26 protein-coding genes are annotated in these 25,346 nt (G+C 69.7%); 10 read left to right on the top strand and 16 right to left on the bottom strand.

What is annotated here, in order from left to right; genetic code table 11:
• Window positions 1-31 precede the first annotated feature (31 nt).
• Genes K343_RS0100735 through K343_RS0100725 form a run of 3 tightly spaced genes read left to right on the top strand, consistent with a single transcriptional unit; the run spans window position 32 to window position 3,132 of the window.
• A complete protein-coding gene (locus K343_RS0100735; protein ID WP_028006449.1) occupies window positions 32-400 on the top strand; it encodes a c-type cytochrome in 369 nt (122 codons plus the stop codon).
• Window positions 401-420: 20 nt separating this feature from the next.
• Entirely contained in the window at window positions 421-1,809 is a 1,389-nt protein-coding gene (locus K343_RS0100730) for a D-arabinono-1,4-lactone oxidase (protein WP_028006448.1), read from the top strand.
• A gap of 45 nt (window positions 1,810-1,854) precedes the next feature.
• Entirely contained in the window at window positions 1,855-3,132 is a 1,278-nt protein-coding gene (locus K343_RS0100725) for a DSD1 family PLP-dependent enzyme (RefSeq protein WP_028006447.1), read from the top strand.
• 17 nt (window positions 3,133-3,149) lie between these two features.
• Here the strand turns inward: K343_RS0100725 and K343_RS0100720 are convergent, their stop codons facing one another.
• Window positions 3,150-3,851, bottom strand: coding sequence for a Crp/Fnr family transcriptional regulator (locus tag K343_RS0100720; protein WP_028006446.1), 702 nt, complete (start codon window positions 3,849-3,851; stop codon window positions 3,150-3,152).
• An 88-nt stretch (window positions 3,852-3,939) separates the two neighbouring features.
• On the opposite strand from K343_RS0100720, the gene K343_RS0100715 reads away from it, so the two are divergent.
• Entirely contained in the window at window positions 3,940-4,413 is a 474-nt protein-coding gene (locus tag K343_RS0100715; protein ID WP_028006445.1) for an Mpo1 family 2-hydroxy fatty acid dioxygenase, read from the top strand.
• Window positions 4,414-4,482: 69 nt separating this feature from the next.
• Here K343_RS0100715 and K343_RS20275 read toward each other — a convergent pair whose 3' ends face one another.
• Both K343_RS20275 and K343_RS20270 read right to left on the bottom strand, forming a co-directional pair.
• Complete coding sequence (locus K343_RS20275; RefSeq protein WP_043111800.1) at window positions 4,483-5,325, bottom strand: SDR family NAD(P)-dependent oxidoreductase; 843 nt, start codon at window positions 5,323-5,325, stop codon at window positions 4,483-4,485.
• A 42-nt stretch (window positions 5,326-5,367) separates the two neighbouring features.
• Entirely contained in the window at window positions 5,368-6,891 is a 1,524-nt protein-coding gene (locus tag K343_RS20270) for a flavin-containing monooxygenase (protein ID WP_043111799.1), read from the bottom strand.
• Window positions 6,892-6,966: 75 nt separating this feature from the next.
• Here K343_RS20270 and K343_RS0100700 point away from each other — a divergent pair, with 75 nt between their 5' ends.
• From K343_RS0100700 to K343_RS0100675, 6 genes are all read left to right on the top strand, one after another.
• Window positions 6,967-7,662, top strand: coding sequence for a TetR/AcrR family transcriptional regulator (locus K343_RS0100700; RefSeq protein WP_028006444.1), 696 nt, complete (start codon window positions 6,967-6,969; stop codon window positions 7,660-7,662).
• A gap of 58 nt (window positions 7,663-7,720) precedes the next feature.
• Entirely contained in the window at window positions 7,721-8,662 is a 942-nt protein-coding gene (locus K343_RS20265) for an alpha/beta fold hydrolase (RefSeq protein WP_043111798.1), read from the top strand.
• 31 nt (window positions 8,663-8,693) lie between these two features.
• On the top strand, window positions 8,694-9,521 hold the full coding sequence (locus K343_RS0100690; RefSeq protein WP_028006443.1) for an alpha/beta fold hydrolase: 828 nt from the start codon (window positions 8,694-8,696) through the stop codon (window positions 9,519-9,521).
• A 77-nt stretch (window positions 9,522-9,598) separates the two neighbouring features.
• On the top strand, window positions 9,599-10,615 hold the full coding sequence (dusA, locus tag K343_RS0100685) for a tRNA dihydrouridine(20/20a) synthase DusA (protein ID WP_084615570.1): 1,017 nt from the start codon (window positions 9,599-9,601) through the stop codon (window positions 10,613-10,615).
• Between the two features lie 33 nt (window positions 10,616-10,648).
• On the top strand, window positions 10,649-11,158 hold the full coding sequence (locus K343_RS0100680) for a peptidylprolyl isomerase (protein WP_028006441.1): 510 nt from the start codon (window positions 10,649-10,651) through the stop codon (window positions 11,156-11,158).
• Between the two features lie 141 nt (window positions 11,159-11,299).
• Window positions 11,300-12,022, top strand: coding sequence for a UDP-2,3-diacylglucosamine diphosphatase (locus K343_RS0100675; protein WP_028006440.1), 723 nt, complete (start codon window positions 11,300-11,302; stop codon window positions 12,020-12,022).
• A gap of 21 nt (window positions 12,023-12,043) precedes the next feature.
• On the opposite strand, the gene K343_RS23070 is transcribed toward K343_RS0100675, so the two are convergent.
• From K343_RS23070 to K343_RS0100610, 13 genes are all read right to left on the bottom strand, one after another.
• Window positions 12,044-12,943, bottom strand: coding sequence for a hypothetical protein (locus K343_RS23070; RefSeq protein WP_028006439.1), 900 nt, complete (start codon window positions 12,941-12,943; stop codon window positions 12,044-12,046).
• Between the two features lie 106 nt (window positions 12,944-13,049).
• Entirely contained in the window at window positions 13,050-14,081 is a 1,032-nt protein-coding gene (locus K343_RS0100665) for a cation diffusion facilitator family transporter (protein ID WP_028006438.1), read from the bottom strand.
• Window positions 14,082-14,132: 51 nt separating this feature from the next.
• Complete coding sequence (locus tag K343_RS0100660) at window positions 14,133-14,936, bottom strand: ferritin-like domain-containing protein (RefSeq protein ID WP_028006437.1); 804 nt, start codon at window positions 14,934-14,936, stop codon at window positions 14,133-14,135.
• A 6-nt stretch (window positions 14,937-14,942) separates the two neighbouring features.
• A complete protein-coding gene (locus tag K343_RS0100655; RefSeq protein WP_051277797.1) occupies window positions 14,943-16,154 on the bottom strand; it encodes an O-succinylhomoserine sulfhydrylase in 1,212 nt (403 codons plus the stop codon).
• A 282-nt stretch (window positions 16,155-16,436) separates the two neighbouring features.
• Window positions 16,437-17,948, bottom strand: a complete 1,512-nt coding sequence (gene purF, locus K343_RS0100650; RefSeq protein WP_028006435.1) for an amidophosphoribosyltransferase — start codon at window positions 17,946-17,948, stop codon at window positions 16,437-16,439.
• A 3-nt stretch (window positions 17,949-17,951) separates the two neighbouring features.
• Window positions 17,952-18,485 (bottom strand): CvpA family protein, encoded by a 534-nt coding sequence (locus tag K343_RS20255; RefSeq protein ID WP_051277796.1) that lies wholly within the window; start codon window positions 18,483-18,485, stop codon window positions 17,952-17,954.
• Between the two features lie 183 nt (window positions 18,486-18,668).
• Entirely contained in the window at window positions 18,669-19,487 is an 819-nt protein-coding gene (locus K343_RS0100640; RefSeq protein WP_028006434.1) for an SPOR domain-containing protein, read from the bottom strand.
• The gene (locus K343_RS20250) at window positions 19,480-20,769 is read right to left on the bottom strand and encodes a bifunctional folylpolyglutamate synthase/dihydrofolate synthase (protein WP_043111796.1); all 1,290 of its coding nucleotides are present in this window, start codon (window positions 20,767-20,769) and stop codon (window positions 19,480-19,482) included. The genes K343_RS0100640 and K343_RS20250 overlap by 8 nt, the downstream gene beginning before the upstream one ends.
• Before the next feature lie 27 nt (window positions 20,770-20,796).
• Window positions 20,797-21,693: an acetyl-CoA carboxylase, carboxyltransferase subunit beta gene (gene accD / locus K343_RS20245; RefSeq protein WP_084615568.1), complete on the bottom strand. Its 897-nt coding sequence runs from the start codon at window positions 21,691-21,693 to the stop codon at window positions 20,797-20,799.
• Between the two features lie 39 nt (window positions 21,694-21,732).
• Window positions 21,733-22,566, bottom strand: coding sequence for a tryptophan synthase subunit alpha (trpA, locus tag K343_RS0100625; RefSeq protein ID WP_028006433.1), 834 nt, complete (start codon window positions 22,564-22,566; stop codon window positions 21,733-21,735).
• Window positions 22,567-22,606: 40 nt separating this feature from the next.
• Window positions 22,607-23,485 (bottom strand): hypothetical protein, encoded by an 879-nt coding sequence (locus K343_RS0100620; protein ID WP_028006432.1) that lies wholly within the window; start codon window positions 23,483-23,485, stop codon window positions 22,607-22,609.
• On the bottom strand, window positions 23,482-24,681 hold the full coding sequence (trpB, locus tag K343_RS0100615) for a tryptophan synthase subunit beta (protein ID WP_028006431.1): 1,200 nt from the start codon (window positions 24,679-24,681) through the stop codon (window positions 23,482-23,484). Before trpB ends, K343_RS0100620 begins: the two co-directional genes overlap by 4 nt.
• The gene (locus K343_RS0100610) at window positions 24,678-25,322 is read right to left on the bottom strand and encodes a phosphoribosylanthranilate isomerase (protein ID WP_043111794.1); all 645 of its coding nucleotides are present in this window, start codon (window positions 25,320-25,322) and stop codon (window positions 24,678-24,680) included. The genes trpB and K343_RS0100610 overlap by 4 nt, the downstream gene beginning before the upstream one ends.
• Between the last annotated feature and the right edge of the window lie 24 nt (window positions 25,323-25,346).

The raw sequence follows: 25,346 nt of genomic DNA, 5'->3' as shown, positions 1-25,346 counted from the left end.
CCGTTTCACTGCCGCACAGGGGGCCACCACGATGTTTCGAATTCCAGTGCTGACGATCGCCGCGCTCGCGCTGCTCGCCGGCGCCGCTTGCGGCAAGCAGGAAGCCGCCGCGCCGGCGGACAGCAGCGCCACGGTCGCCGCGCGTCCGGCCGACCCGGCACTCGCCGAGGTCTACGACGGCAGCTGCAAGCTCTGCCACACCAACCCGGCCGCCGGCGCACCGCTGTCGGGCGACCGCAAGGCCTGGGCACCGCGCGTCGCACAGGGCACCGACACCCTGCTCGACCACACGATCAACGGCTACCAGGGCATGCCGCCGATGGGCATGTGCATGCAGTGCTCCGAAGAAGAGCTGATTGCCCTGATCGAATTCATGTCGGGCGCCAAACTGGACCAGTAAGCAGGACACGAGGAAGCACCATGCAAGTCACCAGACGGGATCTGATCCGCCAGCTCGCAGCCGGCGTCGCGCTCGGCGCCGGCGGCGGCTGGAACGCGCTCGCCGCCACAGCCGCGCCGACGCACCGCATCATTCCGTGGCGCAACTGGTCGGGCGGCCAGGCCTGCATCCCGTTCGCGCGCATCGCGCCGAAGACCGAGGATGAACTGAGCGCGCTGATCCGTGGCGCGACCACGACGATCCGCCCGGTCGGCGCCGCGCACTCCTTCAGCCCGCTGGTGCCGACCGACGGCACCATCGTCTCGATGGCCCACCTCAGCGGCCTGCTCGGCCACGATGCCGACAAGCTGCAGTCCGAGTTCGGCGGCGGCACGCCGATGTCGACGATGGGCGAAGCGCTCAAGGCCGTCGGCCTGGCGCTGCCGAACATGTCCGATATCGACTACCAGACGCTGTCCGGCGCGATCTCGACCTCGACGCACGGCACCGGCGTCAGCTTCGGCTCGTACTCGTCGCAGGTCGCCGGCCTGCGTCTGGCCACCGCCAGCGGCGAGCTGATCGACTGCGACGCCGAGCACCATCCGGAGATCTTCAACGCCGCGCGCTGTGGTCTCGGCGCGCTCGGCGTCATCACGCGCGTGCGCCTGCAGAACCGCAAGGCCTTCCGCCTGCGCGAAAAGATGTGGATCGCCAAGACCAACGACCTGCTCGACGACGTCGAACGCCTGACGCGCGAGAACCAGCATTGGGAAATGCAGGTCATCACCCACTCCGATTACGCGGCGGCGATCGCGCTGAACGAGACCGAGGACCCGCCGACGCCGGTCGCCGATCCGGCCGCCGAGGGCGGCAATGAGTACGTCAAGGCGATCGAGAAGCTCGACAAGTACGGCAGCGACTGGCCGGCAGCGCGCTCGGCGATCCTCAACCTGATCGCACGCACGGCGAGCTTCGACGACCGCGTCGGCGACTCGTACGCGATCTTCGCCAACGTGCGCAACGTGCGCTTCAACGAGATGGAGTATTCGGTGCCGGCCGAAGCCGGCCCGGCCTGCCTGCGCGAGATCCTCAAGAAGATTCACGACAAGCAGCTGCCGACCTGGTTCCCGCTCGAATACCGCTACGTGCACGCCGACGACATCCCGCTCAGCATGTTCGAAGGCGGCCCGCGCTGCGCGATCTCGGTCCACCAGCATTACACGATGGATTACCACAATTACTTCGCGGCGGTCGAACCGATCTTCTGGAAGTACGGCGGCCGTCCGCACTGGGGCAAGCTGCACACGCTCGGCGCACGCCAGCTGGCGCCGCTCTACCCGCGCTGGAAGGAATTCACCGACGTGCGTGCCGCGCTCGACCCGCAGGGCCGCTTCCTGAACGGCCACCTGCGCACGGTCTTCGGCGTCTGACGACGTGCACCAGGGACACGCCGTGAGGCGCAGAGGAGAAACACGATGAACAGACGCAAATTCCTGCTCGGCACGCTGGGTGTCGGCGCCGTCGCGATCGGCGGCGGCGCGGCGCTCAAGCCGGGCGACAAGGGCGCGCCGTACGACGATTACTTCCGCGCGTTGAACGACGAGCTGAAGAAGAACGGTCCGATGCGGCCGAGCGTGCTCATCGATCTCGACCGTCTCGACCACAACATCGCCGAGCTCAATGCCTTCACCGCCGCCAGCGGCAAGCATTACCGCATCGTCGAAAAATCGCTGCCGTCGCTGGGCCTGATGCAGTACATCGCGCAGCGCACCAACACGAACCGGCTGATGTCCTTCCACCAGCCGTTCCTGAACCACGACGCCGAGAACATGCCGGAGGCCGACATCCTGCTCGGCAAGCCGCTGCCGGCGCGCTCGGCGCAGCTGTTCTACGAAAACCACAAGGGCAGCTTCGACCCCACACAGCAGCTGCAGTGGCTGATCGACACGCCTTACCATCTCGGCCAGTACCTCGACGTCGCGCGCGGGCTCGGCACGAAGATGCGCATCAACATCGAGCTCGACGTCGGCCTGCACCGTGGCGGCGTTCAGGATCTGGGAATGCTCGGCGAGCTGCTCAAGACCATTGCCGCGAACCCGGAGCACCTGGAGTTCTCGGGCTTCATGGGTTACGACCCGCACATCGTCGCGATCCCGTCGGTCGTCGCGTCGCGCGAGGCGCTGCTGCAGCGCGTGCTCGACCGCTATCAGGCGAGCGTCGACTTCACGCGTCGCGCGTACGCCGCGCTGTGGCACGACGGCCTGACGCTGAACACGGCCGGCAGCCCCTCGTACCAGCTGCATCGCGACGAGAAGATCAGCAACGAGGTCTCGGTCGGCACCGGCATGCTCAAGCCGACGCACTACGACATCGACACGCTGACCAATCACGTCCCGGCCGCCTACATCGCCACGCCGGTGCTCAAGGCCACTGGCCCGACCGAACTGCCCGGCCTCGACGAAAAGTCGGCGATCCTGTCGTGGTGGGACCCGAACCAGCGCGAGACCTACTTCATCTACGGCGGCAACTGGATGGCCGACTACGAATCGCCGAAGGGTCTTCAGTTCTATTCGAGCTTCGGTCACAGCTCGAACCAGGAAGGCATCAACGGCTCGCCGGCCACCGGGCTGAAAGTCGACGATCAGGTTTTCTTCCGGCCGCGCGTCGTCGAGGAAGTCCTGCTCGAATTCGGCGACCTGCTTGCGCTGCGCGGCGGCAAGATCGTCGATCGCTGGCCGGTCTACCGCCAGTAGACCGCGAGCGGGCGCGCTCAGCCGGCGGCGCCGACCAGCGCCGCCAGCGCGCCCGGATCGCGGATCAGGATGCGTCCGTAGTCGAGCCCGATCCAGCCGCGCGACTCGAACGTGCGCAGCTCCTTGCTGATCGTCTGCCGCGAGGTGCTCAGCATGTGGCCGAGCTCCTCCTGCGGCAGGTGCAGCTTGATCAGCACCGCGCCGTCCGCCTGCGTCTCGCCGTAATCCCGCGCCAGTTCGAGCAGGCGTGCGGCGATGCGCGCCGGCATCGGCAGGAACGCCGCGTATTCGATCCACGCGAAGCTGCGCCGCAGCTTGCCGCACAGCATGCGCATGAAGTGCGGATACAGCGCCGGATGCTCGGCGAGCAGCGCATGAAAGCGCACGCGCGGAATCAGCAGCAGCGTCGAGGCGCCGATCGCGTAGGCGTTGTGCGTGCGCGGCAGCCCGTCGAACATCGAGATCTCGCCGAACCAGCTGCCCGGCTCGAACAGCTGCACGACCAGATCCCGGCCGTCCGCCGTCGTCGCGCTGATGCGGATGCGCCCGGAGATCAGACCGTACAGACCGTCGGCGGCGTCGCCCTTGGCGAACAGCAGCGCGCCGTCGTCGAGCTGCCGCGGCACCGCCAGCAGCGCGAGCTGCTCCAGCGCCGGCGGCGGCAGATCATGAAACCACTCGCTCTGCGCGATGAACGATCGGATATCGGCGGGCGTCATGAGGGGCGGGCGAAAGTGTCGGCAACTTGACAGAGTCCGGGCACGAGCGCCGGGACAATGGCCGCACCTTATCCGACCGGAGCGCGCCATGCGAAACCTGCAGACCTTCCTCGACGCCTACGTCGAGCACCACCGCCATCCGCTGAACGCACTCATCCACTGCGTCTGCGTGCCGCTGATCACCTTCACCAGCCTGGCACTGCTGTGGCTGGTGCCGGTCGGGCGCTGGCTCGGGCTCGACGCCGCGCTCGCGCCCTACGTGAATCTGGCGACGCTGCTGGCCTTGCCGATCTTCGTCTTCTACATCCGCCTGAGCGTGCGCGGCGCGCTGCTGATGGCGTTGTGGTTCTTCGCGTCGGTGGCGGGGATCGTTGCGATCCAGGCGGCGGGCCTGCCGCTGCTGGCGATCAGCGCCGGGCTGTGGCTGTTCGCCTGGGTCGTGCAGATCTATGGCCACAAGATCGAAGGCAAGAAGCCCTCCTTCTTCGACGACCTCGTGTTCCTGCTGATCGGCCCGCTGTACGTCAACGACAAGCTGTTCGTGCGCCTGGTGCGCCGCTAGAAAGGCGGTCGCGGACGACACGCAGGCCGCCCCATCCGCCAAGCGGATGGCGCGGCCTGCGTCGACCGTTCAGGCGCGCTGGGCCTGCTGGCGCGCGAAGAAGGTGATCAGCGGCTGGTAGAGCGCCGGCAGCAGGCGCACCACGATATCGAGGAACTTCGCGTCCGGGCCGACCAGCACGCGGCGCTTGTTGCCCTCGACGGCCTTGAGGATGATGCGCGCCGCGCGATTCGCCGAGGTGATGAACAGCTTGTCGAAGTTCACTTTCGCCGAATCGACGTCGCGCGCGAGCACGCCCTCGATGCTCTTGCTGGTGCGCGCGGCCTTGGCAATGCCGGTCTTGATGCCGCCCGGATGCACGCTGGTCAGGCTGACCGGCGCCTTCGTCAGCTCCAGTTCCTGGCGCAGGCACTCGTTGAAGCCGCGCACCGCGAACTTGCTGGCGTTGTAGCAGCCGTTGCCGGGCACCGCGAACAGCCCGAAGATGCTCGAGGTGTTGACGATATGGCCCTCGCCCGACGCGCGCAGATGCGGCAGGAAAGCCTTGGAGCCGTAGACGACGCCCCAGAAGTTGATGCTCATGATCCACTCGAAGTCGCCGTAGTCGGCGCCTTCGAGCGTCGTCGCCAGCGCCACGCCGGCGTTGTTGAAGATCAGGTTGACCTTGCCGTGATCGGCGACGACCTTGTCGGCCCAGGCGTAGACCGCGTCGCGATCGGCGACGTCCAGCTTCTGCGTGCTGACGCGCACCGGATAGCGCTTGACCATCTCGGCGGTCTGCGCGAGCCCCGCTTCGTTGACGTCGCTGATCGCGACGTGGCAGCCGCGCTTGGCAAGCTCGATCGCCAGTTCGCGGCCCATGCCCGAGCCGGCGCCGGTGATCGCGGCGACCTTGTCCTTGAAGGACTTCATCTGTCTCTCCCCTCTTTGCAGTTCGAAAGAAATCTGGTGGATTCAGGCGTTCGCCGGCGTCGCCGCGGACGCCGCGGCGGCGCGCTCGACGAGATAGTCCTGCAACTGGAAATGCCGCGTCCGGCGCCGGAACATGAAGGTGAAGCCCGGCCAGATCGTGGTATTGCGGCCACGCGCGTCGAGGTACCAGCTCTTGCAGCCGCCGGAGTTCCAGACCGCGGTGTTGACGTTGCCCTGCACGCGCGCGTTGAAGCGCTGTTGCACGTCGGCCCGCACCTCGACCGCGCGCAGACCCTGGGCCCGCATCTGGCGGATGGCGTCCATCACGTAGGCGATCTGCGATTCGATCATGTAGACCTGCGAGGTATGGCCGAGGCCGGTGTTCGGCCCCATCAGCATGAAGAAGTTCGGGAAGCCGTGGACGCTCGCGCCCAGATAAGCCTCGACGCCGTGATCCTTCCAGGTATCCCAGAGATCGCGGCCGCCGCGGCCGAAGATCGCGCCGCGCGGAATCGGGTCCTGCACGGTGAAACCGGTGCCGAGGATGATGGCGTCGACCTCGCGCCCCCGGCCGTCGCCGCTGACCACCGCATGCTCGCGGATCTCGCGCACCTCGTCGGTGATGACGTCGACCTGCGGCTGCATCAGCGCCGGATAGTAATCGTTGGAGATCAGCACGCGCTTGCAGCCGATCCGGTAGTTCGGCGTCAGCTTGGCGCGCAGCGCCGCGTCCGGCACCTGCCGCTGCATGTGCTTCTGCGCCTGACGCTGCACCAGCGCCATGATCTTCGGATTGACGACGAAGCCGAGCACGCGCGTCTCGAGAAAGGCGTAGAGCCCGGCGCGCATCAGCGTCTGCGTGAACGGCAGGCGGCGGAACAGCTTGCGCTCGAAGGCCGAGATCGGCCGGTCCGGCTTGGGCATGATCCACGGCGGCGTGCGCTGGTACAGATCGAGGTGCGCGACCTTCGGCACGATCTGCGGCACGAACTGGATCGCGCTGGCGCCGGTGCCGATGACGGCGACGCGCTTGCCGGCGAGATCGTAGTCGTGATCCCACTGCGCCGAGTGGAACAGCTTGCCCTGGAAGCGGTCGAGGCCGGCGATCTTCGGCAGCGCCGGATTGCTCAGCGCGCCCATGCCCGAGACCAGCACACGGCCGGCAAACTCGCGGCCGTCGGCGCTGCGCACGCGCCACAGCGCGGCGGCCTCGTCGTAGTGCGCGCTGCGCACGTCGGTGCCGAAGCGCACATGGCGCAGCAGGTCGTAGCGCTCGGCGACGCCCTGCAGGTAGCGCTCGATCTCCGGCTGCTGCGCGAACATGCGCGACCAGTCCGGGTTCTGGTCGAACGAGAACGAATACAGGTGCGACTGCACGTCGCAGGCGCAGCCCGGATAGCGGTTGTCGCGCCAGGTGCCGCCGACGCTTTGCGCGCGCTCCAGCAGCGCGAAGTCCTCGATGCCGGCCTGCCGCAGCCGTACCGCCATGCCAAGCCCGGAGAACCCGGTCCCGATGATCAGCACCGACATCGGCTGCTCCGCTGCCCGGCTCGTATCGAACGCCATCGCCGCTCCTCTCGTTAATTGACAACCAGTGTTGTCACGTTACATTTTGACAACCGTTCATGTCAACATTGGCCGATGACAAGGTCGAAGCCCCCCGCACCCGGCCGCCGCTTCCGCGGCCTCGATCCGCAGGAACGCCAGCGCCAGCGCCGCGAGCAGCTGATCGCGGCCGGCCTCAACGCCTTCGGCGGCAAGGGCTATCACGCCGTCGGCGTGCGCGAGATCTGCGCCGAGGCGCGCCTCACCGAGCGCTATTTCTACGAGTCTTTCGCCAACCGCGAGGACCTGTTCCTGGCCGTCTACCACCACGCGATCGGCACCATTCGCGCGGCGGTGATGCGCGCGCTCGGCCAGCCGCCGCGCGACGTGCAGACCATGGCGCGCGCCGCGGTCCGCGCCTTCCTGGAAACGCTGCGCGACGATCCGCGCCTGTCGCGCATCCTGCTGATCGACGCGCTGACCGTCAGCGCCGAGGTCAGCCGCCAGTCGCAGCTGGCGACGCAGAGCTTCGCCGACATCGTCGGCTCGCTGATCCTGTCGCTGTATCCGCAATTGCCCAAGCACGGCGTCGACGCGCAACTGGTCGCCAACGGCCTGGTCGGCTCGACCGTCTACCTGGTCATGCACTGGGCCTTCAACGGCTTCAAGGCGCCGCTCGAAACCATCGTCGAGCACTGCGTGCTGTTCTACGACGCCGCCGGCACCGAAGCCGAGCGCCGCATCGGCCAGGTCGCGGCGGCCGGCAAGCCGCCGCCCGCCCGGCGCGGCTGAGCGCCGCCAGCACCGATCGGCACATCATTCAAACCATCACCAAAGGGGGAGTTTCCAGATGAAGTTTCTGTTCAAGCTGCTGGCCGCGCTCGTGCTCGTCGCGATCGTCTACGTCGGCGCCGATCACCTGTTCCCGAAACCGATGGCGCACGGCGCGATGGCCGTGCAGCACGCGCTCGGCGGCCTGACGCGCAAGACCGTGCAGATTCCGGGCTTCGAGATCGCCTATCTCGACGGCGGCCGCGGCGAGCCGCTGGTGCTGGTGCACGGCATCGGCGCCGACAAGGACAATTTCGCGCAGGTCGCGCCGTTCCTGCGCGGCGTCGGCCGCATTGTCGCGCTCGACCTGCCGGGCTTCGGCGAGAGCAGCAAACCGGCCGACGCCGACTACTCGATCCAGGCGCAGGTCGAGCACCTGGCGCAGTTCCTCGACGCGCTGCAAATCCCGCGCGCGCACCTCGGCGGCAGCTCGATGGGCGGCGCGATCGTGCTCGCCTTCGCGCGCATCCACCCCGAGCGCGTGCAGAGCCTGTGGCTGCTGGCGCCGGCCGGCGTCGGTTCGGCGCAGGAATCGGAAATGTTCCGCGCCTATCGCGAGCACGGCGAGTTCCTGCTCTTCGCCAAGACGCCGGACGACTTCGCGCGCGTCATGTCCATTGCCATGCACCATCAGCCGCCGCTGCCGTACAGCGTCAAGCACGAACTGGCCGAGGCGGCCGCCGTCAACTATCCGCTGCACACGCGAATCTTCCGCGAGCTTTCCGCCACGCCCGCCTTCCTCGAACAGCAAGTCGCCGGCCTGCCGACGCCGACGCTGATCGTCTGGGGCCAGAACGACCGCGTGCTCGACGTCTCCGGCGCCGAGATCCTGCACCAGGCGCTGCCGAACTCGCAGCTGATCGTCATGCCGGACACCGGCCATCTGCCGATGCTCGAGGCGCCGTACCGTGCCGCCGCCGACTACAAGGCGTTCCGCGCCGGCCTGGCGCCGGCCCCCTGAGCCCGCCGGGCAGAGAACGAGGAGCATGGCCATGGACGGCATCGAATACCGCCGGGTTGCGGCGAACGGTCTGAACTTCAACGTGGCGCTGGCGGGCGAAGGTCCGCCGGTGCTGCTGCTGCACGGCTTCCCCGACACGCACCGCGTCTGGCAACAGCAGATCGGCGTACTCGCGGCGGCCGGCTACCGCGTCATTGCGCCCGACCAGCGCGGCTGCGGCGACAGCGATCTGGCACCGCGCGTGCGCGACTACCGCCTCGAACACCTGCGCGACGACGTGCTCGGCCTGCTCGACGCGCTCGACGTGCGCGAGCCGGTGCGCCTGGTCGGTCACGACTGGGGCGCGGTGGTCGGCTGGCAGCTGGCGATTGACGCGCCGCAGCGCTGGCACAGCTACGTGGCGATGTCGGTCGGCCATCCGGCCGAGTACCGGCGCGGCATCGAACAGAAGCTGCGCGGCTGGTACGCGTTCATGTTCCTCGTGCCCGGTCTCGCCGAGACGCTGCTGCGCGCCGGCAACTGGCGCGCGCTGCGCAGCCTCAGCGCCGCCGCCGAGGCCGAGGTCCGCGTCGCGGCGCTGTCACGCCCGGGGCGGCTGACGGCCGGCCTGCGCTGGTACCGCGCCAACGCCTGGCACATCCTCACCGGCCGCTACGGCAAGACGCCGCTGCCGGTCTTCGGCCTGTGGAGCGACGGCGATTTCGCGCTCGCCGAAAGCCAGATGCGCAATTCGCGGCGCCAGGTCACCGGGCCGTGGCGCTATGCGCGCATCGAGCGCGCTTCGCACTGGCTGCAGATCGACCGCGCCGACGACATCAACCGCCTGCTGCTCGACTGGTTCGCCGCGCGCACCCCTTGAGCCCGGCGCCGGCGGGCGCGGCCGCATGGCGCCCGCCGGATCGACGATAATGCACGGCCGCCCCGCCGCGCCTGCCGATGCCCGTTTCCGCCCGCCCCGATCCGTCCAGCCCCTGGCGCTTCTGCGTCGCGCCGATGCTCGACTGGACCGACCGCCACTGCCGCTATTTCCTGCGCCAGATCTCGCGGCACGCGCGGCTGTACACGGAGATGGTGACGACCGGCGCGATCCTGCACGGCGACCGCGAGCGGCACCTGCGCTTCGACGCTGCCGAGCAGCCGCTGGCGCTGCAGCTCGGCGGCTCGGACGCCGATGCGCTGGCGCGCTGCGCCGAGATCGGCGAGCAGTTCGGCTACGACGAAATCAACCTCAACTGCGGCTGTCCGTCCGACCGCGTGCAGGGCGGCGGCTTCGGCGCCTGCCTGATGCACGAACCGGTCCAGGTCGCCGCCGCCGTGCGCGCGATGCGCGCCGCGACCGCGCGGCCGGTCACCGTCAAGCACCGCATCGGCGTCGATGATTCCGACGAGTACGACTTCATGCGTCGCTTCGTCGATGCCATCGCCAATGCCGGCTGCGAGGTCTTCATCGTCCATGCGCGCAAGGCCTGGCTCAAGGGCCTGTCGCCGAAGGAGAACCGCGAGATTCCGCCGCTGCGCTACGAGGCGGTCTACCGCCTGAAACAGGAATTCCCGCAGCTGACGATCGTGCTCAACGGCGGCGTGCGCAGCCTCGACGCCTGCACCGCGCATCTGGCGCAGGTCGACGGCGTGATGCTCGGCCGCGAGGTCTACGAGAACCCTTACGTGCTCGCCGACGTCGACGCGCGCCTGTTCGGCGACGAGCATCCGGTCGCGAGCCGCGACGAGATCCTGGTGCGCATGCAGGACTATGCCGCGCGGCAGCTCGCCGGCGGCAGTACCGCGCTGAACCACGTCACCCGTCACATCCTCGGCCTGTACCGCAACCAGCCCGGCGGCCGCGCCTTCCGCCGCGTGCTCTCGGAGCGAGCGACGCGCCCGGGCAGCGACGCCACGCTGCTCGCCGCGGCACGCGAGGCGATGGATGCGCTACCCTCGCCGGCCGCTGCATAACGACATTCGAAATCCCACCACCGGAAAACCGCCATGACCGACACCAGCCCCGTCCGCGTCCGTATCGACACCACGCTCGGCGCGATCGAACTCGAACTCGACGCCGCCAAGGCGCCGAAGACCGTCGCCAACTTCGTGCAGTACGCCAACGACGGTCACTACGACGGCCTCGTCTTCCATCGCGTGATCAAGGGCTTCATGATCCAGGGCGGCGGCTACGACAGCGACTACGGCCAGCGCCGCACGCGCGCGCCGATCGGCATCGAATCGAACAACGGCCTGAAGAACGAGCGCGGCACCATCGCCATGGCGCGCACCTCGGATCCGAACTCGGCGACCTCGCAGTTCTTCATCAACCACGGCGACAACGACTTCCTGAATCATCCGGGCCAGGACGGCTATGGCTACGCGGTGTTCGGCAAGGTCACCTCGGGCCTCGACGTCGTCGACAAGATCGCCGAAACGCCGACCGGCAACGCGCGTCCGTTCGGCCGCGACGTGCCGGTCACGCAGGTCGTCATCGACAAGGTCACGGTGCTCTGAGCGCCCGGCTTCGTCATTGCGCGCACGAGCGCCGCGAATGGGAAGCTGTCCAGTCGCGCAGCCGGATCGGATGACGATGCGGGATGGCATCGTCGCCGCGCGCCGCGCACTGCCGGGGCATCCCGCGACGGGAACCGCCGCATGATCCTGCTGCTGTCGGACCTGCACCTGCCGAACGAGCCCTCGCCGCTGCGCGAGGGCTTTCTGCATTTCCTCGCCGGCCCGGCGCGGCAGGCGCAAGGCGTCTACATCCTCGGCGACCTGTTCGAGTACTGGGTCGGCGACGATGTCGGGCTCGAGGACTACGCGCCGGAGATCACCGCACTGCGCGCGCTGACCGCGAGCGGCGTGCCGGTCTACTTCATCGCCGGCAACCGCGACTTCCTGGTCGGTCGCCGCTGCGCGCAGGCGAGCGGCATGCAGATCCTGCGCGATCCCGTCGTCGTCGAACTCGGCGGCGTGCCGACGCTGCTGTCACACGGCGATCTGCTCTGCACCGACGACCGGGGCTATCAGCGCTGGCGGCGCTTCGCGCACAACCGCGTCGCGCAATGGCTGTTCCTGCGCCTGCCGAAAGCGCGCCGCCACCGCATCGCCGGCGGCCTGCGCCGGCAGAGCGGCGCCGAGAAGCGCAACAAGCCGGCGGCGATCATGGACGTCAACGCGCAGGCCGTGCAGGCGACGATGCTGCGCTACGGCGTGACGCGCCTGATCCACGGCCACACGCACCGGCCGGCCGACCATCTGCTGCGGCTCGGCCCGCAGCGCGGCACGCGGCTGGTACTGGCCGACTGGCATCCGCAGCGCATGGAGTATCTCAGCGTCGACGCGCAGGGCTGCGTGCGGCGCTGCATCGAGCGCTGAGGCGGCGCCGCGAGCGGACCTTCAGTCGACGCGCAGCCGCGCCGCCGGCGTCGGTTCGCCCTCCGAGGTCAGCAGCAGCTCGCGAGCGTCGGCGCTCCAGGCGATCGCCTCGATCTGCGGATCGTCCGGCACCGCGTACGCCGCCGGCGGACGCGCAAAGGCCTGCGCCCAGCTCTCGCCCTCCGCGCGCGTGTAGACGTAGGCGCGGCTCAGCGTGACGACGGCGGCGCGGCGCGCATCGGCTGCGAAATCCATCGACGTCACCCAGTTGATCGCCTCCGGGTTCGGTGCGTCGGCCGCCGCGCGCGGGATGCTGATCTCGCCGAGCGCTTCGGCGACGACCAGCGGCGAGCCCGGATGCAGCGGCACGCGATACAGCCGCGGCACGGCGTCGCGCTTGCTGAGCAGATAGACGCTGCCTTCCTCGGCATCGACCGCGACCGCTTCGCAATCGCGCGGCCCGTCCGGATAGACCAGCGCGAAGCTGCGCGACGCGCGTGCGTCGAGCGTGCCGCCGGCCGCGTCGAGCGCCGGCTCGTCGAGCACATACAGCCGCACCGCCGGACGCAGGGCGTTGTTGTCGCCGACGTCGGCGACCAGCAGGCGCGGCACGCCATCCTCGACGAAGCCGCTGATGTCTTCCCAGTCGAGATTGAGCGCACCCTGCACATGCAGCACGCCGCGCGACGCCCCTTGCGCGTCGAAGGCGTAGAGGTCGGTCGGACCGCCGCTGTCGTTGTGGCTCCAGTACACGCCGGGGTTGCGCCCGGAGCGGGCCAGGCCGGACGATTCATTGAGCGCCGGCTGCGCGACGACGAAGCGCTCGATCGCCGCGGCGCCCGGCGCACCGCTGCCGCCGCCCTGGCAGGCCGACAAGAACGCCAACGCGCAGGCGAAAAACAGCGGAGCAAGCAGGCGCATCGGTTCGGCCCCCGGAAGTCGTGGATAGCGGGTCGCGCACGCTAGCCGGCGGGGATGACAGACACGTGAAAACGCGCGCGCCGTACCGGCGCGTCGCGCCGGAGGCTCAGGGTACGCAGCCGACGCCGGCGCAGGCCTGCTCTTCGATCTGGATCGTGCTGTGCGTGATGCCGAAGCGGGCCTGCAGCACGCGCTGGATCGCCGACAGCGCAGCGTCGCGGCCGACGTTCTCGCGCAGCGTCGCGTGCAGCGTGACGACCGGCCGGTCGTCGGTCAGCGACCAGGCATGCACGTGATGAACGCTGGCCACCGCCTCGACGTCGGCTTCGATCGCGCTGGCGATCGAACGTTCGTCGAGCCCATCCGGCGTGCCCTCGAGCAGCACGTGCGCGGCCTGGCGCGCGATCGACCAGCCGGTGCGCAGCATCAGCAGAGCGACCAGCGCCGACAGCAGCGGATCGGCGATCATCCAGCCGAAACCCCAGATCAGCGCGCCGGCGACCAGCGCTGCGACGCTGCCGAGCAGATCGCCCATCACATGCGCGAGCGCGCCGCGCACGTTGAGGTTCTGCTCGCCGCCGGACAGGATCGCGAACGAAGCGAGATTGACGAGCAGGCCGAGCACGGCGATGACGACGACGACGCGTCCCTGCACGGCGACCGGCGCCCAGAGCCGGGTCGACGCCTCGACCAGGATCCAGACCGCGAGCGCCAGCAGGCCGAGGCCGTTGACGAAGGCGGCGAGCACCTGCCAGCGGTGATGGCCGTAGCTCATGGTCGGCGTCGCCGGCCGGCGCGCGGCACGCACGGCGACGAAGGCCATCGCCAGCGCCGCGGCATCGGTCAGCATGTGCGCGGCGTCGGCCAGCAGCGCCAGCGAACCGGCGATCAGGCCGCCGACCACCTCGGCGAACATGAAACCGCCGGTCAGCAGCAGCGCCCAGAACAGCTTGCGCTCCGACGCGCCGGCGCCGTGCAGATGCGGACCATGACCGTGATGGTCGTGACCGTGCTCATGATGGCCGGCGCCGTGGCCGTGGACGTGCGGCGCAGCATGCACGGTATGCGGCGCATGCCGGTGCGCGGACGCGTGATCGTGCTCGTGGGGGTGATCGGCAGGGGCGTGATCGTGCGGCATCGCGGACGGCGGGGTGACGAGACGGTCTACAGTATCGCCGTTCGGCGTCTGTCACGCATGCGCCGGCGGCACAGCGGGTTCGTGGCCGCACAGCTCGGCGTCGGCGAAACCGGCGGCGCGGCGCGCATCGAGATTGAACGGCGGATGCAGTCGCACGCCATGCGCGTCGAGCAGACGCCGGAACGTCGCGTCCGGCTCCAGACCACGCGCTGCGCACAGATGCCGGAACCAGCGCGTGCCGATCGCGACGTGTCGCACTTCCTCACGCAGGATCAGTTCGAGCACGGCGATGGTGTCGTGATCGCCGACCTCGCGCAGGCGCTGGATCATGCCCGGCGTGACGTCGAGGCCGCGCGCCTCGAGCACGCGCGGCACCAGCGCCATGCGCACGAGCGGATCGTGCGCGGTCTTCTCCGCCGCTTCCCACAGGCCGTTGTGCGCCGGCAGCGCGCCGTAGTCGCTGCCGAGCTCACGCAGCCGCGTCCGCATCAGCTGGAAGTGGCGCGCCTCGTCCTGCGCCACGCTGAGCCAGTCGGCGTAGAACGCCGCCGGCAGAGCGTCGAAGCGCCAGCCGGCGTCGAGCGCGAGATTGATGGCGTTGAATTCGATATGCGCGACCGCGTGGGCGAGCGCCGCCCGCCCCTCGCGCGTACCGAGACCGCGGCGCGGCACCGCGCGCGGCGCGACCAGCGGCGGCTGCGCCGGGCGCCCCGGCACCGGCCGCGGATCGTCGGCGCTCTCGGCGCCCGCGTCCGGCGCCGCCGCGGCGCGCAGCGCCGCGACGCGCGCGCACTTGACGTCCGGATCGGTCTCGACCAGCGCCGCGTGCCAGGCACGCCGCGTCCGCGCGTCCACGGCGCCTCAGGCCTGCAGGCCGCGCGCCAGATCGGCGCGAAGATCCTGCAGATCCTCGAGCCCGACGGCGAGGCGCAACAGACCTTCGGTGATGCCGGCCTGCGCGCGCGCCTCGGCGCTGATGCGGCCGTGCGTGGTCGTCGCCGGATGGGTGATCGTCGTGCGCGTGTCGCCGAGATTGGCGGTGATCGAAATCAGCCGCGTCGCGTCGATGACGCGCCAGGCCGCTTCGCGTCCGCCGTCGACCTCGAAGGCGACGACCGCGCCGAAGCCGGACTGCTGGCGACGCGCCAGCGCGTGCTGCGCGTGCGTGATCAGACCCGGATAGAACACGCGGCGGACCGCAGTCTGCTCTTCCAGCCACTCGGCGAGGCGATGCGCGTTCTCGCAGTGCGCCTTCATGCGCACCGCCAGCGTCTCCAGGCCCTTGAGAAAGACCCAGGCATTGAACGGACTCATGCACGGCCCGGCGGTGCGCATGAAGCCGAACACGTCCTTGCCGACGCGCTGGGCGTCGCCGACGATCGCGCCGCCGACGCAGCGCCCCTGCCCGTCGATGTACTTGGTCGCCGAATGGATCACGAAGTCGGCGCCCAGCGTCAGCGGCCGCTGCAGCACCGGCGTCAGGAAGCAGTTGTCGACCGCCAGAAGCGCGCCGTGGCAATGCGCGATGTCGGCGAGCGCGGCGATGTCGACCAGCTCGACCAGCGGATTGGTCGGCGTCTCGGCGAACAGCAGCTTCGTGTCCGGACGGAGCGCACGCTCCCAGGCCGCCGTATCGGTCTGGTCGACAAAGCTGACCTCGATGCCGAACTTCGGCAGGATGTTGCCGAACAGACCGAGCGTCGAGCCGAACAGGCCGCGCGACGACACGATGTGGTCGCCCTGCCTGAGCAGCGCCAGGCACAGCGTCAGCACCGCCGCCATGCCGCTCGCCGTCGCCACGCAGCTCTGCCCGCCTTCCATCGCCGCGAGGCGCTTCTCGAAGGCCTCGGTGGTCGGATTGGTGAAGCGCGAATAGATGTAACCGGACTCCTGCCCGGCGAACACGGCCGCCGCCTGCGCGGCGCTCTCGAACACGTAGCTGGACGTCATCGAGATCGATGCCGAGTGCTCGCGGTTGCCGGTACGCGGCTCCGCCGCGCGCACGCCGAGCGTCGCGCTGCCCCAATCCGGATCGAAGAATTCACTGCTCACGGCCTGACTCCTGCGGGCCATGCAAAAGCCCGCCAGCATCGTTCCATGCCAAACGGGCTCACGCCCCGTTTAGCGACATTTGTTGGAAGACCGCGACGGTCTTCCGCGCCTGCAAGCTGGGAGCAAATCGGCGCGCGCGCAAAGGTACGGCCAAATCCTGCCCGCTTCAAGCGGCCGGTCGAAGATGTGCGCGATGGCGTAGCGAGCAAGCGCCAAGGCCGCGTCCGCGGCACACGGCTGTGCGAAGCACAGCGAGCACCACGGGCGCAGCCTTGGCGCGCGCAGCAGCCGGATCGCACATCTTCAGGCGTTGGGCAGTTCGAGCAGGGTCTGCGCCTTCTTGCGCGCTGCCCGCGCGGCATCGGAGCGGAACAGCTCCAGCTGGTTCAGATACTCGGTGGTGACGTCCTGCGTGATGTACTCGCCGTTGAACACCGAGCAATCGAAGCGCGTGATATTCGGGTTGCCGGTGCGCACGGCCTCGATCAGGTCTTCCAGATCCTGGTAGATCAGGCGGTCGGCGCCGAGCATCTTCTGCAGCTCCTCGACCGAGCGGCCGTGCGCGACCAGCTCGCTCGACGTCGGCATGTCGATGCCATAGACGTTCGGGTAGCGCACCGGCGGCGAGGCCGACGCGAAGTAGACCTTCTTGGCGCCGGCGTCGCGCGCCATCTCGATGATCTCCTTCGAGGTCGTGCCGCGCACGATCGAGTCGTCGACCAGCAGCACGTTCTTGCCGCGGAACTCGACGCCGACCGGGTTCAGCTTCTGGCGCACCGACTTCTTGCGCTGCGCCTGGCCGGGCATGATGAAGGTGCGGCCGATGTAGCGGTTCTTGATGAAGCCCTCGCGGTACAGCACGCCGAGGCGCGTCGCGAGTTCGGCACCGGCGACGCGCGAGGTGTCCGGAATCGGGATCACGACGTCGATGTCGTGGTCCGGCCACTCGCGCAGGATCTTCTCGGCGAGCTTGACGCCCATGCGCAGGCGCGCCTTGTAGACGTAGATATCGTCGATCACCGAGTCCGGGCGCGCCAGGTAGACGTGCTCGAAGATGCACGGCGAGTAGATCGGATTGGCCGCGCACTGGCGCTTGTAGAGCTTGCCGTCGAGCGTGATCAGCACCGCTTCGCCGGGCGCGATGTCGTCGATCAGCTCGTAGCCGAGCGCGTCGAGCGCGACCGACTCGGAAGCGATCATGTACTCGGGCCCCTTGCTGGTCTCGCGCCGGCCGTAGACCGCCGGGCGGATGCCGTACGGATCGCGGAAGCCGACGATGCCGAAGCCGGTGATCATCGCCACGCAGGCGTAGGCGCCGCGGCAACGCAGGTGCACGCCGGAGACGGCGGCGAAGATGTCGTCGGCGGTCAGGCGCAGCACGCCGCGCTGCAGCAGCTCGTGCGCGAAGACGTTCAGCAGCACCTCGGAATCCGACTCGGTATTCAGGTGACGGCGGTCTTCGAGAAACAGTTCCTGCTTGAGCTCCTCGGCGTTGGTCAGGTTGCCGTTGTGCGACAGCGAGATGCCGAACGGCGTGTTGGTGTAGAACGGCTGCGCCTCGGCCGAGGTCGAAGAGCCGGCCGTCGGATAGCGCACGTGGGCGACGCCCATGTTGCCGCGCAGCTTCGCCATCTGGTCATCGGCATGAAAGACGTCGCGGACCAGGCCGTTCTCCTTGCGCAGATACAGGCGGTGACCTTCATTGGTGATGATGCCGGCGGCGTCCTGTCCGCGGTGCTGCAGCATGGTCAGGGCATCGAACAGGTCCGAATTGACGGCTGCACTCTGCGAAACGATTCCGGCTATTCCACACATGGCTTAAGAATCCGTAGAAGAAGACTGGGTTGCCGTCGGCGATGCGGCGGGAGACTGCAGGAAATCGAGCCAGCGCTGCGGCACGAGCGTCTCGACACCGCGCGCGATGCCGACGAAATGCGGGACGATCGCCGAGCGCTGCCACCAGTTGTCCTGGGCCGCGCCGAGACGGCCGGCGACGAGCACGAAGACGACCAGCGCGATCGCGGCGCGCAGCACGCCGATACCGCCGCCGAGCGTACGGTCGGAGGCCGAGAAGCGGCTGTCGCGGACGGCCTGCACGGCGATGTGGGTGACGATGGCGCCGACGATCAGCGCGGCGAAGAACACCAGGCCGCAGGCCACCGCCTCGCGCAGCGCCGGATCGGCGATGCGATCGGCGAGCACGCCGGCCGCCTGGCCACCGAACAGGGCGGCTGCGGCGAAAGCGACGATCCAGGTCAGCAGGCTGAGCACTTCACGGGTGAAACCACGCAATACGCCGATGAGGACAGAGATCAGCGCGAGGGCGACGATGCAGTAGTCGATCCAGGTCATGCGGCACGCGCGGCGTGGGCTGGGCGGGATTTTACCACTGCGTGACGCCCGCTGCGGCGGGAAAAACCCGCGGACGCGACAAGGTGGTGCATGAATTCAGACCGGACGGCGCAAAGCCGGGCTCGGAATGCCTGCTTCATTCAAGGTTCTGCAGCGTCAGAGACCGCGAGCGCGACCAGGCGCTCAGGGCGCCACCAGCTTGGCATCCGGATAACCGCTGCCGGTCAGCTTGCCGAGCGCCGCCTGCGCCGGCTCGCGACCGGCATAAGGACCGGCGCGGACCCGGTACAGCGTGCCCTTGCTGGTCTCGGTCGGCGACAGGATGCTCGGTTGCCCGAGCGCCTGCAGCCGCGCCTGAACCTGCCGCGCGTTGCCGATGTCGGCGAAACCGCCGACCTGCACGAACCAGCTGCCGGTGCCGGCGGGCGCCGGCTTGGCGGCCGGCTTGACCTCGGCGGGCTTCGCGGCCGCGACGGCCGGCTTCGTTTCGACGCTTCTGGCTTCGGCGGCCGGCACCGGCGACGGCTTGGCGGCGGCCGGCTTCGGCACGCTCGCCTGCGCTTCGGGCTTGCCGGCCGGTTTCAACGGCGTCGCGGTGCTTCCCGGCGTGGCCGGCCGCGGCGCGGCCGCGGCGCCGTCGGGCGATGCAGCCTTCTTCGGCGTTTCATCGAGCGGCGCTTGCAGCGGCTTCTGCGCGTCGCCGGCGTCGGCGCCGGCATCGTCGTCCCCCGAGATCACGGTCTCGGCGTCGCCCTCGCCGTCGTCGCCGACGGGCATTGCGCCGCCGGCGTCGGACGGGGCCGCCGCGATCGTGGCCGGCGTCGCGGTGGCCGACGGCGGCGGCGGCTCCGGGTTGGCCACTTCATGCAGCGGAATGGTCACGACATCGCTGTCGTCCGGTTGTGCCGCCTGCTCGGGCGTCGGCAGTATCGACACGACGACGAACGTCGCCAGCAGCAGCACCGCTGCCCCGGCGAGCCGCCGCTTCAGCTTGTCATCCATGTGCATCCGGACTTCTTTCCAGTTCATTGAGGGCGGCAGCGACGGTCAGGAACGAGCCGGTCACGACGACGCGCCCGCCGGCACCGGCCTCGCGACGCGCCTGCGCCAGCGCGGCACCGATATTCTCGCAGGTCTCGGCGCGGACTCCGGCGTCGGCGAGTCGCGCCTGCAGCGCGGCGGCATCGAGGCCACGCGGACCGCCGAGGCCGACGGCGAGCACGCGCGTCGCCGCGGCGGCGAGCACGCGCCCGACCGCCTCGACCGGCTTGTCGGCCAGCATGCCGAGCACCACGACCGTCGGCGCCGGCGGCTGCGCCGCGAGAAAGCCCGCCAGCGCCTGCGCCGACTCCAGATTGTGGGCGACGTCGAGCAGCACGCCGCGATACGTCTCGCAGCGGCCACGCAGGTGCAGCTGGGCCAGACCGCGCTCGCAGTCGTCGCGCCGCAGCGGACGCAGCGCCAGGCCGGCGTGCACGGCGGCGAACACGCCGGCCGCGTTCTGGTACTGCACCGCGCCGGCCAGCGCCGGCGGCGGCAGGCGCGTCCAGGTCTCGGCGCGCAGGCGCCAGCTCCAGCTGCCATCCGGCAGCACCACGTAATCGAAGTCGGCGCCGAGCCGCAGCGCGCGCGCGCCGAATCCGTCGGCGGCGGCGAGCACCGACGCCGGCGGCTCGCGCTCGGCGATCACGGCGACGTGGCCGCCGCGGAAGACGCCGGCCTTCTCGCGGCCGATCTGCTCGCGGTCGTCGCCGAGCCAGTCCTGATGGTCGAGGCCGACATTGGTCAGCAGCGCAACGTCGGCGTCGATCAGATTGACGGCGTCGAGGCGGCCGCCGAGTCCGACTTCGAGCACCTGCACGTCAACGCGCGCCCGGCGGAACAGCCAGAGCGCCGCCAGCGTGCCGAACTCGAAATAGGTCAGTGCCACCTCGCCGCGCGCCGCGTCGATCGCCGTGAAGGCCTCGCACAGCGCCGCGTCGCCGACCGCGGCGCCGTCGATCTGCACGCGCTCGTTGTAGCGCAGCACGTGCGGCGAGGTGTAGAGGCCGACGCGATAGCCGGCAGCGCGATAGATCGCCGCCGCCAGCGTCGCGCTCGATCCTTTGCCGTTGGTGCCGGCGACCGTCAGCGTGTACGCGCCGCCGGCTTCGCGGCGGGTCGGCAAGCCGAGACGCGCGGCGACCGCGCGCACGCGCTCCAGCCCGAGCGCGATCGCCCGCGGGCTCAAGGTCTCCTGAAAGCGCAGCCACTCGTCGAGGCTGCGCAGGCGCGGCGGCGGCACTGCGGGGGAAACGGCCTTGCTCGGCGATTACTCGGAGGTGGCGCTCTTGGCCTCGGCCGGCGCGAAGTGCGTCAGCATCGCCAGCAGGCGGAAGATCTTCTCGCGCATCTCGCGGCGATCGACGATCAGGTCGATCGCGCCCTTCTCGAGCAGGAACTCGGCGCGCTGGAAGCCTTCCGGCAGCTTCTGGCGCACGGTCTGCTCGATGACGCGCGGACCGGCGAAGCCGATCAGCGCCTTGGGTTCGGCGATCTGGATGTCGCCGAGCTGCGCGAAGCTCGCCGAAACGCCGCCCATCGTCGGGTGCGTCAGCACCGAGATGAACGGCAGGCCGCGGTCGGCAAGCCTGGCGAGCGCCGCCGAGGTCTTGGCCATCTGCATCAGCGAGAACAGCGACTCCTGCATGCGCGCGCCGCCGGAGGCACTGAAGCAGACATACGGCACGCCATACTCCAGGCAGGCGTTGACGCCGCGCACGAACTTCTCGCCGACGACGCTGCCCATCGAGCCGCCCATGAAGCTGAACTCGAAGGCCGAGACCACCAGCGGCAGGCCCATCAGCTGGCCGCGCATGACGACCAGCGCGTCCTTCTCGTCGGTGTCGGCCTGCGCTTCCTTGATGCGGTCGCTGTACTTGCGGCTGTCCTTGAACTTCAGCGGATCGCGCGGCGCGATGTCGCCGCCGATCTCGACGCGCGGCTCGGGATCGAGAAAGGTGTTGAGGCGGTCACGCGCCGAGATCGGGCGGTGGTTGCCGCACTTCGGGCAGACTTCAAGCGTGCGCTCGAGCTCGGCGCGGTACAGCACCGACTGGCAGCTCTCGCACTTGGTCCAGAGGCCTTCCGGCACGTTGCGCTTGCGCGCCCCGGAAGTCAGCAGCTTCGATCCCGCGATCTTGTCGAGCCAGCTCATCGAATCCGTCATGGCGTTGGGGAAGCGCTAATGGTAACCGGTCTGTCGGTTTTAGCGTTGTGCCGCGTCGGGGCCGAGGCTGTCAAGCGCCGTGCGCAACGCCGCGAGCTTTTCCTGCAGGACCGCCGGCAATTCCTGCGGCCGCTCCTGCAGGCGCTCGATCTCGGCGACCAGCGCGCTGCCGACCACCACGCCGTCGGCGACGCCGCCGACCGCCCGCGCCGACGCGGCGTCGCGGATGCCGAAGCCGACCGCGACCGGCAGCCCGGTATGGCGGCGGATCTCCGCCACCTTGGCGGCGACACTGGCCACATCGAGCGTGGCGGCGCCGGTCACGCCCTTGAGCGAGACGTAGTAGAGATAGCCGCTGGCCTCGCGGGCGATCGCCTCGATGCGCGCCGGCGGGCTGGTCGGCGCCAGCAGGAAGATGCAGTCGAGTCCGTGCGCACGCAGCGTCGGCAGGTAGTCCGGCGCCTCCTCGACCGCCAGGTCGACGAGCAGCACGCCGTCGACGCCGGCCGCCCGGGCGCGCGCCGCGAAGGCTTCGAGACCGCGCATCTCGACCGGGTTCAGATAGCCCATCAGCACCACCGGCGTGTCGGCGTCGCTGCGCCGGAACTCGGCGACCATGTCGAGGATCTGCCAGAGCCCGGTGCCGTACTTGAGCGCGCGCTCGCAGGCGAGCTGGATGGTCGGACCGTCGGCCATCGGATCGGAGAACGGCACGCCCAGCTCGATCACGTCGGCGCCGCCGCGCACCAGCGCGTGCATCAGGCCGACCGTGACGTCCGGCTGCGGATCGCCGGCGGTGATGTACGGAATCAGGGCCTTGCGGCCCGCGGCGCGCAGGCGCTCGAAGCGCGCGGCCAGTCGACTGCTGTTCATGGCGTCAATCGGTGGGAAACGGGAAATGGAAAATCCGGGATCACGTCCCGAAGCCTTTTTCGAACACCAGCTTCGCGCCGAGGCGGCGCAGCTCCGGGCCGCCGGCGTCGAGCGCGTCGATGATGCGTGCGACGGCCCAGCAGCGGTCCGGCGAGCCGGGCTCGGCGAAGGCCTTGCGCAGGCGTTCCTGCTCGGCCGGACTCTGCTCGACGACGAACTGGCGCACGGCGATCTGCACCAGCAGCCGGTCGTCGTCGCCGAGCGGCGGCGAGGCGGCGCCGTCGTCGCTCGCCGCCGCCATCAGCACGGCGACGAATTCGTCCTGCGCGGCCGCCGGCAGGCGATCGAGCATCGTGAAATAGAGCGGGGCCTTGGCGTCGCTCATGATCGCGTCGCATTCGGCCGGCGTGGCGTTGGCGAACACCGGCCGGAACGCCGACAGCATGCGCACCTTGAGCGCGTCGCTGGCGGTGCGCGTACGGTCATGCATCAGGCGCCGGCCGATCGCGTAGCCGAGCTGGCGCGAGTCGCCCTGACCGAAGCCGGCGACCTCCTCGTCGCTCATGCCTTGCACGAAGTCGCGCGCGAAAGCCGGATCGCCGAGCAGCGCGAACCACGCGGACGCGTACTTGCGGGCGGTCTGCGAAGTGCCGGGCGCGCCCATCAGGCGGGCGCCGAGCGCCGGATCGCGCGCCAGCACGACGGCAATGCGGTTCAGTTCGCCGGCGAGCTTGTCGCGAGCCGGCGTCAGCGGATAGCGCGGCGCCGGCGCAGGCGCGGCGACGGCCGCGGCCGGTACCGATGCCTGCACCGGGGCCGCCGGCGTGGCGGCCGCGCCCGGCGCCGGTCGCGGCGCCGGGCCGGCGCAGGCGGCCAGCGTCGCCAGCACGCAGACGAGCGCGGCGCGCGGCGACCTCATGTCAGCGTGATGCCCTCGAGCCTGGCGATCGTGAAGATGTCCTTGTCGCCGCGGCCCGACAGGTTGACGACGATGCGCTTGCCGGCGCCGAGCCGCGGCGCGAGCTTCTTGGCGTAGGCGATGGCGTGCGAGGACTCGAGCGCCGGGATGATGCCCTCGGCGCGCGTCAGCTCGTGGAACGCGGCGAGCGCCTCGTCATCGGTCGCCGAGACGTAGCTGACGCGACCGCTGTCCTTGAGCCACGAGTGCTCCGGACCGACGCCCGGATAGTCGAGGCCGGCGGAGATCGAATGCGTGCCGAGGATCTGGCCGTTCTCGTCGGCCATGATGTAGGTGCGGTTGCCGTGCAGGATGCCCGGCCGGCCGGCCGTCAGCGGCGCGGCGTGGTCCGGGGTGTCGACGCCGCGGCCGCCGGCCTCGACGCCGTACATCGCCACGTTCTCGTGCGCGATGAACGGGTGGAACAGGCCGATCGCATTCGAGCCGCCGCCGACGCAGGCGACCAGCGCGTCCGGCAGGCCGCCGAACTTCTCCTGGCTCTGCACGATCACCTCGCGGCCGATCACCGCCTGGAAGTCGCGCACCAGCATCGGATACGGATGCGGGCCGGCGACGGTGCCGATCACGTAGAAGGTGTCGTCGACGTTGGTCACCCAGTCGCGCAGCGCCTCGTTCATCGCGTCCTTGAGCGTCTTCGTGCCGCTGTGCACCGGACGCACCTCGGCGCCGAGCAGCTTCATGCGGAACACGTTCGGCGACTGGCGCTGCACGTCCTCGGCGCCCATGTAGACGACGCACTGCAGACCGAGGCGCGCGGCGATCGTGGCGCTGGCCACGCCGTGCTGGCCGGCGCCGGTCTCGGCGATGATGCGCTTCTTGCCGAGATGCTTGGCGAGCAGCGCCTGGCCGATCGTGTTGTTGATCTTGTGCGCGCCGGTGTGGTTCAGGTCCTCGCGCTTGAGCCAGATCTCCGCCCCGCCCCAGCGCTGCGTCAGGCGTCGGGCCGGATACAGCGGCGACGGCCGGCCGACGTAGTCGCGCAGATCGGCATCGAACTCGGCGAGAAAGGCCGGATCGTCCTTGAGCCGCAGATAAGCCGCTTCGAGCTCGCGCAGCGGCTCCATCAGCGTCTCGGCGACGAACTGGCCGCCATACGGGCCGAAGTGCCCCTTCTTGTCCGGAAAGTCGTAACTCATCGTTTCACCGCTTGCAGTTTCTTTTCGGCGCGCCGCACGGCGTCGACGAAGGCGCCCATCTTCGCCTCGTCCTTGACGCCCGGCTTGCGCTCAATCCCGCTGGAGACGTCGACCGCGTACGGCGCGAGCATGGCGATGCCGCGGCCGACGTTGCCGGCGTTGAGGCCGCCGGCGAGCACCAGCGGCTTGTTGATCTTCGGCACCGCCGCCCAGTCGAAGGCCTCGCCGCGTCCGCCGAGTCCGCCCGGCGCATGACCGTCGAGCAGCAGCGCCGCGGCGCTGCGGTAACGCCGCGCCGCGCCGCGCAACGAAACCTTGCCGCCCATCGCGATCGCCTTCAGGTACGGCATGCCGAAGCTCGCGCAGAACGCCGGCGACTCGTTGCCGTGGAACTGCAGCAGGTCGGGACGGACCGCGTCGATCGCGTCCTGCACGTAGCTGGCATCCGGGTCCTTGAACAGCAGCACGCTGCTGACGAACGGCGGCAGGCTGGCGCGCAGGCGCGCGGCGAGCGCGAAGTCGACGGCGCGCGGGCTCGCCGGCACCAGGATCAGGCCGATCGCATCGACGCCCAGCGCCACGGCGGCCTCGACGTCGCGGAGACGGCGCAGACCACAGAACTTGATGCGGATGCGGGACACTGGAACCTTGTTCGTTGCTTCACG

The organism is Solimonas flava DSM 18980 (assembly GCF_000426685.1).
GTDB classification, from domain to species: domain Bacteria; phylum Pseudomonadota; class Gammaproteobacteria; order Nevskiales; family Nevskiaceae; genus Solimonas; species Solimonas flava.
This window is presented reverse-complemented; position numbering and strand designations above follow the sequence as displayed.